Origin of the sequence: Desulfocurvus sp., from assembly GCF_023230885.1 — a bacterium.
In the GTDB taxonomy this organism is placed as follows: Bacteria; Desulfobacterota; Desulfovibrionia; order Desulfovibrionales; family Desulfovibrionaceae; genus Desulfocurvus.
The window spans coordinates 1-5,855 of the sequence record NZ_JALNWM010000212.1; the positions used below are offsets into that span (position 1 = coordinate 1).

Annotated in this window: 5 protein-coding genes; all 5 read left to right on the top strand. The window is 71.6% G+C overall.

Translation table 11 applies throughout. The annotated features are described in order from the left end of the window. Positions 1 to 170 (top strand): DUF4254 domain-containing protein (locus M0P34_RS13165; RefSeq protein ID WP_291499896.1); only part of this gene is annotated, 170 nt, incomplete at its 5' end. Positions 171 to 189: 19 nt separating this feature from the next. Next, positions 190 to 1,620: an Asp-tRNA(Asn)/Glu-tRNA(Gln) amidotransferase subunit GatB gene (gene gatB / locus M0P34_RS13170; protein WP_291499891.1), complete on the top strand. Its 1,431-nt coding sequence runs from the start codon at positions 190 to 192 to the stop codon at positions 1,618 to 1,620. Between the two features lie 35 nt (positions 1,621 to 1,655). Then, positions 1,656 to 2,708, top strand: coding sequence for an S-methyl-5-thioribose-1-phosphate isomerase (mtnA, locus tag M0P34_RS13175; protein WP_291499892.1), 1,053 nt, complete (start codon positions 1,656 to 1,658; stop codon positions 2,706 to 2,708). Positions 2,709 to 2,835: 127 nt separating this feature from the next. Beyond that, complete coding sequence (gene der / locus M0P34_RS13180; RefSeq protein ID WP_366062698.1) at positions 2,836 to 4,509, top strand: ribosome biogenesis GTPase Der; 1,674 nt, start codon at positions 2,836 to 2,838, stop codon at positions 4,507 to 4,509. A 518-nt stretch (positions 4,510 to 5,027) separates the two neighbouring features. Next, the coding region (locus M0P34_RS13185; protein WP_291499894.1) for a branched-chain amino acid transaminase at positions 5,028 to 5,855 on the top strand (828 nt) is incomplete at its 3' end.

Sequence of the window (5,855 nt, forward strand, 5' to 3'; positions counted from 1 at the left end):
CCCGCAAGCTGGCCGTCCTGCGCGAGCAGCGCGACGACCTGGCCCGGGCCGTGCTGGAGCTGCTGGACGACTACGCCCGGGGCCTGCGCCGCCCCAAGGTCTACTACCAGTTCAAGATGTACAACGACCCCGCCCTGAACCCCGCGCTCTACGCCCGCCGGGGCGAGTAGGGCGGCAAGGAACGCCGCCATGCCCGTCTACGAAGCCGTCATCGGCCTTGAGGTCCACGCCCAGCTGCGCACCGAGTCCAAGCTCTTTTGCGCCTGCTCCACGCGCTTCGGCCAGGAGCCGAACACCAACGTCTGCCCGGTGTGCGCCGGCATGCCCGGCACGCTGCCCGTGCTCAACGCCCGGGCCGTGGAATACGCCGTGATGATGGCCCTGGCGGTGGGCTGCCGCGTGAACCGCGTCAACGTCTTCGCGCGCAAGAACTATTTCTATCCCGACCTGCCCCTGGGCTACCAGATATCGCAGTTCGACCTGCCCCTGGCCGAGGGCGGCAGCGTGACCATCGACGCGGGCGCCGGGCCGAAGGTCGTCGGCATCACGCGCATCCACATGGAGAACGACGCGGGCAAGAGCATCCACTCCCAGGCCGAGAACGTTTCCTTCGTGGACCTGAACCGCGCGGGCACCCCGCTCATCGAGATCGTCAGCGAGCCGGACATGCGCAGCCCCGAGGAGGCCGAAGCCTATCTGCGCGCCCTGCATTCGGTGGTGACCTGGCTTGGCATCTGCGACGGCAACATGGAGGAGGGCTCCTTCCGCTGCGACGCCAACGTCTCCATCCGCCCCGTGGGGCAGCGCGAGTTCGGCACGCGCACCGAGCTGAAGAACATGAACTCCTTCCGCAACGTGCGCCGGGCCATCGCCTACGAGATCGCCCGCCAGGAGGACCTGCTGGCCGACGGCGGGGCCGTGGTGCAGCAGACGCGCCTGTTCGACGCCGACAAGGGCGTGACCCACGCCATGCGCGGCAAGGAGGAGGCCCACGACTACCGCTATTATCCGGACCCGGACCTGTTGCCGGTGGAGATTTCCGAAACCATGATCGCGGACCTGCGCGCGGCACTGCCCGAGCTGCCCGCCGCGCGCCGGGCGCGCTTCGAGTCGGCCCTGGGCCTGCCCCCCGAGGCCGTGGCCGCGCTCACCGCCGACCGCGCCCTGTCCGACTACTACGAGGCCGCCGTGGCCGCCTATGACGAGCCGCGCAAGGTCGCCAACTGGATGCTTTCCGAAATGCTGCGCCGCCTGAACGACACCGGGGTCGGCGTGGCCGACTGCGCCCTGGCCCCCGAGGGCTTCGCGGCCATCGTGCGCATGGTCGAGGAGGGCGCCGTGAGCCAGAAGAGCGGGCGCGACATGTTCGCGGCCCTGTTCGCCGGGGGCGGCGACCCCGAGGCCTACGCCCGCGAGCACGGCCTGGCCCAGGTGTCGGACTCCGCCGCCCTGGAGGCCGCCGTGGACGCCGTGCTGGCGGCCAACCCCGCCGAGGTCGAGGCCTACCGCGCGGGCAAGACCAAGCTCATGGGCTTTTTCGTCGGCCAGGTCATGCGCGCCACCAAGGGCCAGGCCAACGCCAAGCTGCTGAACGAGATCATCACCGCCCGCCTGGGCTGAGGCCCGGGCCGACCCCCAACCGCACCGAGGTTTTCGTGGACTGGCATATCCGCTTCAACGACGCCGAGGACCGCCTGGAACTGCTGGACCAGCGCACCCTTCCCGTGCGCGAGGACTGGTTCCACTGCACGGACACGGCCAGCACCATCTACGCCCTGCAAACGATGGTCGTGCGCGGGGCCCCGGCCATCGGCGTGACGGCGGCCTACGGCTGCTGGCTGGCCGCGCGCGAGGCCCTGGCCACGGCCGGGCCCGGGGAGGCGGACTGGCGCCCGTGCCTGGAGGCGCTGCTCGCCGACCTGGAAAACGCCCGGCCCACGGCGGTGAACCTGGCCTGGGCCGTGCGGCGCATGCGCGCGGCCTGGGAGCCGGGGCAGGACATCGAGGCCCTGTGCGCCTCCTGGCTGGCCCTGGCCCGGGATATCCACGAGGAGGACAAGCGGTTTTGCCGCCGCCTGGGCGCCGTGGGCGCCGAGGTCATCGACGACGGCGACACGGTGATGACCCACTGCAACGCGGGCGCCCTGGCCACGGCGGACTACGGCACGGCCCTGGGCGTCATCCGCGGGGCGTGGGACGCGGGCAAGCGCAACATCCGCGTCATCGCCAACGAGACGCGGCCCTTCCTCCAGGGCGCGCGGCTCACGGCCTGGGAGCTGGCCAAGGACGGCATCCCCGTCAGGGTCGCCTGCGACAACGCCTGCGCCTTGCTGATGAAAAAGGGGCTGGTGCAGAAGGTGGTGGTCGGGGCGGACCGCATCGCGGCCAACGGCGACGCGGCCAACAAGATCGGCACCCTGGGCGTGGCCATCCTGGCGCGGCATTTCGGGGTGCCGTTCTATGTGGCGGCGCCCCTGTCGACCATCGACCCCGACACCCCCGACGGCGACGCCATCCCCATCGAGGACCGCACCCCGCGCGAGGTGACCCATGTGGGCGCCACGCAGATCGTGCCCGACGGCGTGGAGGTCTATAACATGGCCTTCGACCCGACCCCGGCGGAGCTCATCGCGGGCATCGTCACCGAGGTGGGCATCCTGCGCCCGCCCTACGGGGAGAGCATCGCGGCGGCCCTGGCCGGGCGCTGACCCCGCCGCGCCGCCCCTTGCGCGCGGCGGCGAACCAGGGTAGCACCACGGGCCGCCCCCGGCCGGAGCCGGGGCGGCCCGCGCCTTGTTGTTCCACTCCCTGCAAATCTGCGCTATACGGACAATCATGCTCGCAACCATCGCCATCATCGGACGGCCCAACGTCGGCAAGTCCACGCTGTTCAACCGCCTGCTGCGCCGCAACAAGGCCCTGACCCACGACATGCCCGGGGTCACGCGCGACCGCCTCCACGGCGTGGTCCGCCCCCAGGAGGGGCGGCCCTTCGTCCTGGTGGACACCGGGGGGCTCGTGCCCGAGTCCAACGTGGACATCGAGCGGGCCATCGAGGAGCAGGCCGCCGAGGCCCTGGCCGAGGCCCAGGCCGTGCTTTTCGTGGTCGACGCCCGCGAGGGCCTGACCCCCGTGGACGCCCAGGTCGCCCGCGACCTGCGCCAGAGCGGGCGGCCCGTGCTGCTGGTGGCCAACAAGGTCGACGGCGGCGAGCAGGAAAGCGTGGCCGCCGAGTTCCATGCCCTGGGCCTGGAAATGGCCTGCGTCAGCGCCGAGCACGGCCACGGGGTTCCGGCCCTGGTGGAGCGCCTGGAGCGCTTCCTGGACGAGCACGGCATCGCCTCCGCCGAGCCCGAGGCGGACCCCGAGGCCCGGGGCCTGCGCATCGCCATGCTCGGGCGGCCCAACGCGGGCAAATCCTCCATCATCAACGCCATCCTGGGCGAGCGGCGGCTCATCGTCTCCGACGAGGCCGGAACCACCCGCGACAGCGTGGACGTGACCTTCGAGCGCGGCGGGCGGACCTACACCTTCGTGGACACCGCCGGGGTCCGGCGGCGCACGCGCATCGAGGACGCCCTGGAGCGCTTCTCGGTGCTGCGCAGCCTGAAGAGCAGCGCCAAGGCCCAGGTGGCCGTGCTGGTGGTTGACGGCATGCAGGCCATGTCGCACCAGGACAAGCGGCTCATCGAGTTCCTGGACCGCGAGAAGACGCCCTTCATCGTGGCCGTGAACAAGACCGACCTGCTGCCCAAGGACACCATGCGCGCCCTGCGCGAGCATTACGCCAAGGAGCTGGCGATGGTCGGCCATGTGCCCGTGGTCTACACCAGCGCCGTGACCCGGGCCGGTCTCGGGGGGCTGCTGCCCCTGGCGGAGAAGATCTGGGCCGAGTGCTCCCTGCGCGCGGGCACCGGCGAGCTGAACCGCATCATGCAGGAGGCCATCCTGCGCCACCAGCCGCCGCTCATCAAGCGCCGCCGGGCCAAGTTCTACTACCTGACCCAGGCCGGGACCATGCCGCCGACCTTCGTGTTCTTCGTCAACGATCCCGAGCTGGTGAAGGAATCGTACCAGCGCTATCTCGAAAAGCAGCTGCGCAAGTTCGTGGGCCTGGGCATGGCGCCCATGGCCGTGTACTTCCGCGCCAGCCACGAGAAGAAGGCCGCCCCGGCGACCAAGCCGCGCCGCCAGGCCCCCGAGCCCCGCCGCGCGCCCAAGCCGCGCCAGAAATCCACCAAGCTCGGCCCCGCGTCCAAGGCCGCCGAAACCCCGGCGGAGCAGGGCGCCCCGGCGCCCGCCCCCAAGGGCAGGGGCAAGGCGGAGGCACCCAAGGGCAAGCCCGACGCCCCCCGGCCCGCCAAATCCGGCAAGCCCGACGCCCCCCGGCCCGCCAAACCCAGGGGCCGCACCCCGGCCAAGGGCATCGCCCGCAAGCCCGGCGGCGGCAAATCCGGCGCGCGCAAGGCCACGGCGGGCAAGGGCTCCGGCAAGGGCGGGCGGGGGTAGGGCGCCCGGCCGGACCGCGCGCGGACACCCCCCGGACGCAGGGCGCGAACGTACGCGGGCGGGCTTGGGCGCGAACCCGGCCCCGGGCGCGGGACACGGACGCCCGGGAAGCCTCGGCCCGGGGTACGCGCAGGCGGGCTCGGCGCAACCCGGGCCGGCCCCGGGCGCGGGGCGCGAACGCCAGGAACCCTGGCTTGCGGGCGCGCGGGCTGGCCTGGACTTGAACACACCCGGGCCGGGCCTGGACCCGGACGCAGGCGGACACCCCCCGGACGCGGACGCAGGCGGGCGGGGCCGACGTGAAAGCGCGCGGGCGGATCACGGGCGCGAGGCCCGGCCCCTGCGGGGAGCTTGGGTACGGCCCGCGCCGCCCGGGCGCCTTGACCTCACCCGGGGTTTTTCTTACCTTCCCCTGTCACGCCGCGCCCCCGCGCGCCGTCGGGCTCCGCATGTCGGGCGGAGCCGCGCCGGGCCTCCCCGGCGCTCAACCTCTACGCCTTTCCGAGGGAGTCCCAACCATGGTCCAGAAAGCCGAAAGCATCTGGTTCGACGGCAAGCTCGTGCCGTGGGATCAGGCCCAGGTCCACGTCCTGACCCATACCCTGCACTACGGCTGCGGCGTGTTCGAAGGCATCCGCGCCTACCGGCTCACCGGCGGCGGCTCCGCCGTCTATCGCCTGAAGGAGCACATCCACCGCCACTTCAATTCGGCCAAGATCATGGAGATGCGGATTCCCTTCACCGAGGAGGAAATCTGCGACGCGGTCATCGCGACCCTCAAGGCCAACAAGCTGGCCGAGGGCTACATCCGGCCCCTGTCCTTCATCGGCGCGGGCGTCATGGGCGTGCATCCCGGCGACAACCCCATCCAGACCATCATCGCCACCTGGCCCTGGGGGGCCTACCTGGGCGAGGAGGCCCTGGAGAAGGGCATCCGCGTGAAGACCTCCACCTTCACCCGCCACCACGTCAACGTGATGATGACCAAGGCCAAGACCGTGGGCAACTACTGCAACTCCATCCTGGCCAAGCGCGAGGCCGTGGCCGACGGCTACCACGAGGCCCTGATGCTCGACACCGAGGGCTATGTGTCCGAGGCGTCGGGCGAGAATATCTTCATCGTGCGCGGCGGCGCCCTGAAGACCACGCCGCTGACCTCCGTGCTCGACGGCCTGACGCGCAACTCCCTGATCACCCTGGCCCGGGACCTGGGCTACGAGGTCATCGAGGAGCGCTTCACCCGCGACGAGCTCTACAGCGCCGACGAGGCATTCTTCTGCGGCACCGCCGCCGAAGTCACGCCCATCCGCGAGGTGGACCGCAGGACCATCGGCGCGGGCAAGGCC